Raw genomic sequence first — 4,337 nt, forward strand, 5'->3', positions numbered from 1 at the left:
AACGTAGGCTGCTACACCGGAAGGAGAACAGATGAAACCTTTTGTGCAGGTATCATTTGCCCAGGACGGGACATTTGTCGGTTTTAACGATACACGTCCGCTTTATGGGATTAAATAAAATCTTGCGACCTTCCGGGACGTAAGGGTGAACCACACGAACACATAATTTCACTCGGTACCGCCAATCCAGGGACCCCTTCTTCATAACGTCCGCAGGTGGTATTGTCAAAATCCCTGATCTTTCTTACCCATACAGTGCCATCTTTGTTTTTGCGCGCATCGCAAAAACCTGTTTTTAAGTCTCCAGCTTCTTTCCGTCCCCACTTGTATTTCGAACACGGATTCTGTGTTCCTGGTACAATACTTATTTGAATAGATTTCTTTTGAGCAGTTTCCTGCATTTTAAAATACCCCTTTCGATTATTTTTTGAATAGGCATGTCTAAGAGAGTTGTTGTTTCTCGTTATAATTATGATAAATATCTTCAATCATTATTATAAAATATACTTACCATAAAAGAAATAAAAATAATTTATACCCAACCGGATGGATAGGTAAACAGTCTCTTTAAGCAACTGGAAGCATAAACAAGAACCATCCCTTTGTATTTACTTTGCCATTCTAAGAAATGCTTTGGCGTTTTTTCTCGTTTATTATAGCCATTGTCATGGGAGTGGTGATAAAATAAAAAGAGGGAGCGCTTTTTTTAATGTACTCATATTTAAAGGGGCATGGTCAACACCCAAAATTCCCATGCTGCTTTTTTTAAGGCTTCTTCAATGGGCTGGGTATTTATGATTTCAAGATTTATAATTGATATACCGGTATAGCTTATATAACTGAAAAGTATTTGAATGGAAAGGATAAGCAGTATATTTATGATAATGTGTTTCAGGAAAATGCTCAAATATGACAAGATCCTGAAACAGTATTGAATATTTGAAAGAACCTGCTGCTGCCGCAAAAGAAATCAGAGAAAGGCTATAATTATGAAAACAGTAGAATTGTTCAAAGTAAAAACGGTACTGTCCTTTGAGGTTTTCCCTCCCAAAAAGACTTCTTCTCTGGATACCATCTATAAAACGCTGAACGAGCTTAGTAATCTTTCTCCTGATTACATCAGCGTAACTTACAGCGCAGGCGGCAGTGACAACGGCGAATCAACTGTTGAGATTTCATCGACTATAAAGAACCAATATCATATAGAATCTGTCGCCCATCTAACTTGTATCAGCCAGACTAAAGAGGAAGTCCTCTTCCTGCTGGAACGGCTGAGAGTAAACAATATCGAAAATATATTGGCGTTAAGAGGTGACATTAATCCGGATATTCCCCCAAAGCAGGATTTTAAGTACGCTAGTGATTTAATTTCCTTTATCAAGAAAAATAGCGATTTCAATATTCTTGCAGCCTGCTATCCGGAGGGGCATATAGAGGTTGCCAGCATTGCTGAGGATATACGCAATCTGAAAATAAAAGTAGAAAATGGCGTGGATCACCTGATTTCTCAACTATTCTTCGATAACAACTATTTCTACGCATTTCTGGAGCGGGCAGAACACGCAGGAATAACTGTGCCGATAGAAGCAGGGATTATGCCGGTTGTGAATAGAAAGCAGATTGAACGGATGGTGTCACTATGTGGAGTTGATCTTCCTAAAAAGTTCACCGCTATGATGAACCGGTATGAAAACAATTCTGTAGCAATGCGCGATGCTGGAATAGCCTATGCTGTCGATCAGATTGTAGATCTTGTTTCTCAAGGTGTTGACGGTATACACCTTTATACTATGAATAACGCATATATTGCTCAAAAGATTAACGAAGCTGTAAAAAGCCTGTTTATCTCCCCGCGCTGGTAAGTATTCACTAAACCAGCATTTTATAGTGTGGTGATGATTCCGGCCATATTTTTCAGTTCCCGATACTCTTCGTTAAATCCTCTCCGTGAGCCGCTGCCAAAAGTAACATTGTAGGTATACAACAAACTGTCATAAATGATCTTCCCTTCAAAAGGAAGAAGTGTCACCCTCAAATATCGAGGCAGATCAAACGAGGGAAACACATCCTCAATGGGACTGGCAAGACCGACCACACCGTAAAGAGCGCCGTTGCCCATGAAAACAGTATATTTTTTCAGATGTTTATAGATCAAGAAATTGCCGGTTACCCTTCTTTTCCAACTTGCTACAAGCGACAATTCCCGCTCGGCAAAGCAAAACGGGTTATCGCTGACTATGCAGTTGATGACATCATCGCTTTCCCAGAGCTTATCACGAACCGGCATGATCGCGACGGGATTGACATCCTCGGTGCCTGACGCTTTTTCAAGACCGGGTACCACTTGGTATCTGTCATTGGTGTAATCGATCAATTTAAAGAATATGTCATAGAAAAGGGTAACATCATCCTGTGTCAATTTCATCATCTAAGCATCTCCAATCCGGGAAATTTCAAGTGAAATGCCGCCCCGATCACTATAACAAAAAAAACGTTAATTGCATGGTGGATATAAATCTGTTATAATAGAGATATTCTGAATAGAGATATTCTGTTTGAAAAAGTTGATAAATTGGTGATTTTGGCATTTCAAAATCCAAAACTTCTTCGTTATAGAGACCAATTTGGCGTTAATCAAGGGATTGACGATTGAAATATCTCCACTATGTAATTAGTGTTTTTAACAAAAAAGGCGTCCCCTGGAAAGAGGCGCCGGGCAAAAGAAGAAAGATTAAACCAGAAACATACGGAAGTCCTTATCGAGAGGATATAGATAGATGTCTTCCTGTCTGCCGACAGGCAGGTCACCGGCAGCTTGTATTCATTGAAACGGTCCAACTTTCCCCGGCCCTGTGTGGAACCTGCGAAGGCCCAGTTGGCAGCCTTGTAACAGGTTCCGGCAAAGCGATCCTTCCCGACAAAAGTTTCCATAAGCACCGGCTTGTAGCCATAAACCTTGAGCCAGTCGTTCTTTAATACCTGCAATTGCCCCGGCCCGAGATCTGTCACTGCACCCAAGCAGCCGCAGGTCATACCCAAGGGAATGTTCTCCAACGCTTTGTCTCACCCATATCCCGGTCATGAAATTCTTTTTCCAGATCCCCCTGCACCGGATGGCCATGATCATGCGGATGCAGGGATTGGATGTCAGCGAGGGCGCCCTCACGGGAATGTTAAAGAAACTGGCGCCGCTTTTTCTTCCCCTCTATCTTCTGCTGACGGAAGTAAATCGCAGCGAGAACCACTGGCATGTAGACGAACCGGCTGGATGCGCTTTGTCCAAGTACCCGATAAGCAGGGCTGGCACTGGTGGCTTAAGGGTCTTCGTTTCACCACTGACAGTTGTGTTCGTGCTGGATCCTTCCCGCGGAAGCCAAGTCCCGCTGAAACATTTCGGAAAAGACGCCAGGGGCATCATGAATTGCGACCGGTTATCCGCCTACGGCAAACTGGCAGACATGATCGAGGGGTTAGTGAGAGCTCTCTGCTGGGCACATTATCGCCGTGATTTTGTCAATGCCGGCAAATCTCTTAACTGCTTGAAAGACTGGGCGGATCTCTGGGTGAATAGGATCGTTTTAAATCTACCGCCTGAATAAAGAGAGACTGGCCGTGCTGGATCAGGCAGAACTCTTCCAGGTTGCCCAAGAAGCACTGGAGAACGCACTGGAGGCGATGCTGCAGTCGATCCGTTTAGAACTTTCAGACCCCGGCCTGCACTGGCAGAAGAAAAAGGTGCTTTCCAGCGCCCTTAAAGCACTGGGACGGGTTGACTGCCTTTGTCAAAAATCCGTTCGTGCCCATGGACAATAATCTAGCCGAGCGGTGCTTGAGGCCGGGCGCTTTGGGGCGCAAGAGCTGCTACGGTACTCATTCCGAGTGGAGCGGCAATCTGCTGGCGGCATCCATGTCCATCCTGCAGACCGCAGCCAAACACAACCTGAATGCAGAGGCGTACCTCCGGTATTACCTTGATGCCTGCGCCAAGGAGGGCGGTCTCCAAAGGATCTGGAACGGTTCCTGCCCTGGAAGATTCCGGACGGGATTGTCCGGAAGTACGATATTAGGAGGGAGCATCCTGGCTGATTTTCCGCTCACCATTTGCGGCCGGTCGCTTAATCCCGACGATATTGAGTTGATCCGCCGGATTATCGCCTCCGATCCTAAAGCCACCCGGGTGCGAATCTCACGCGAGGTCTGTCGGGCCTGGTCCTGGTTTAAGCCGGACGGAGGCCTTAAAGACATGAGCTCATTGTTTTGCGCTTTCGTCATAGAGCAGGGCTTTAGGGTATTTTGACAAAACCTCTTCCGGAAAAGATTCAACTAGCGGTAGTTTA

Annotated in this window: 7 protein-coding genes and 1 pseudogene; 4 read left to right on the forward strand and 4 right to left on the reverse strand. The window is 44.8% G+C overall.

Annotated elements, in window-relative coordinates:
• Positions 1–110: 110 nt before the first annotated feature.
• Entirely contained in the window at positions 111–401 is a 291-nt protein-coding gene (locus DEH07_01910) for a hypothetical protein (GenBank protein ID HBY03307.1), read from the reverse strand.
• A 320-nt stretch (positions 402–721) separates the two neighbouring features.
• Positions 722–916 (reverse strand): hypothetical protein, encoded by a 195-nt coding sequence (locus tag DEH07_01915; GenBank protein HBY03308.1) that lies wholly within the window; start codon positions 914–916, stop codon positions 722–724.
• A 73-nt stretch (positions 917–989) separates the two neighbouring features.
• On the opposite strand from DEH07_01915, the gene metF reads away from it, so the two are divergent.
• Positions 990–1,862, forward strand: a complete 873-nt coding sequence (gene metF / locus DEH07_01920) for a methylenetetrahydrofolate reductase [NAD(P)H] (protein HBY03309.1) — start codon at positions 990–992, stop codon at positions 1,860–1,862.
• A gap of 20 nt (positions 1,863–1,882) precedes the next feature.
• Here the strand turns inward: metF and DEH07_01925 are convergent, their stop codons facing one another.
• Positions 1,883–2,428 (reverse strand): hypothetical protein, encoded by a 546-nt coding sequence (locus tag DEH07_01925; protein ID HBY03310.1) that lies wholly within the window; start codon positions 2,426–2,428, stop codon positions 1,883–1,885.
• Between the two features lie 303 nt (positions 2,429–2,731).
• Positions 2,732–3,033: pseudogene (locus DEH07_01930) on the reverse strand (hypothetical protein).
• A 47-nt stretch (positions 3,034–3,080) separates the two neighbouring features.
• On the opposite strand from DEH07_01930, the gene DEH07_01935 reads away from it, so the two are divergent.
• Genes DEH07_01935 through DEH07_01945 form a run of 3 tightly spaced genes read left to right on the forward strand, consistent with a single transcriptional unit; the run spans position 3,081 to position 4,297 of the window.
• The gene (locus tag DEH07_01935; GenBank protein HBY03311.1) at positions 3,081–3,599 is read left to right on the forward strand and encodes a hypothetical protein; all 519 of its coding nucleotides are present in this window, start codon (positions 3,081–3,083) and stop codon (positions 3,597–3,599) included.
• 13 nt (positions 3,600–3,612) lie between these two features.
• The gene (locus DEH07_01940) at positions 3,613–3,813 is read left to right on the forward strand and encodes a hypothetical protein (GenBank protein ID HBY03312.1); all 201 of its coding nucleotides are present in this window, start codon (positions 3,613–3,615) and stop codon (positions 3,811–3,813) included.
• Positions 3,770–4,297: a hypothetical protein gene (locus DEH07_01945; protein ID HBY03313.1), complete on the forward strand. Its 528-nt coding sequence runs from the start codon at positions 3,770–3,772 to the stop codon at positions 4,295–4,297. Before DEH07_01940 ends, DEH07_01945 begins: the two co-directional genes overlap by 44 nt.
• Positions 4,298–4,337 lie beyond the last annotated feature (40 nt).

This window comes from Desulfotomaculum sp., from assembly GCA_003513005.1.
Lineage (GTDB): Bacteria > Bacillota > Desulfotomaculia > Desulfotomaculales > Nap2-2B > 46-80.

What these genes read in the sequence shown, in the direction of transcription:
- DEH07_01910 (HBY03307.1), bottom strand. Translation starts at nt 401, where the DNA reads ATGCAGGAAACTGCTCAAAAGAAATCTATTCAAATAAGTATTGTACCA.
- metF (HBY03309.1), top strand. Translation starts at nt 990, where the DNA reads ATGAAAACAGTAGAATTGTTCAAAGTAAAAACGGTACTGTCCTTTGAG.
- DEH07_01925 (HBY03310.1), bottom strand. Translation starts at nt 2,428, where the DNA reads ATGATGAAATTGACACAGGATGATGTTACCCTTTTCTATGACATATTC.
- DEH07_01935 (HBY03311.1), top strand. Translation starts at nt 3,081, where the DNA reads ATGAAATTCTTTTTCCAGATCCCCCTGCACCGGATGGCCATGATCATG.